We start from the raw sequence: 245 nt of genomic DNA, 5'->3' as shown, positions 1-245 counted from the left end.
GACCGCGGCGAGAAGACCGGTGTCTGGCCCGGGGAGAAGGGCTATGTCGGGGGCACGATCGACGCCTCGACCGGTCTGACACACCTGGGCGCACGGGAGTACGACTCCACGATCGGCAAGTTCATCTCGGTCGACCCGATCATCGACTACACCCAGCCGCAGCAGATCAACGGCTACTCCTACGCCAACAACTCACCGGTCACGCACGCCGACCCCAGCGGCATGATCATCCCGGAGTGCCGGGA

The 245-nt window shown here is 65.3% G+C and carries 1 protein-coding gene; it reads left to right on the top strand.

Annotated elements, in window-relative coordinates; genetic code table 11:
* On the top strand, window positions 1–245 hold a 245-nt coding region (locus tag AC5P09_RS52330), incomplete at both ends, for an RHS repeat-associated core domain-containing protein (protein WP_493880676.1).

The sequence above is a fragment of the Streptomyces sp. a15 genome (genome assembly GCF_059026085.1).
Note: the sequence above shows the minus strand (reverse complement) of the source record. Positions and strands in the feature narration are given on the sequence as shown.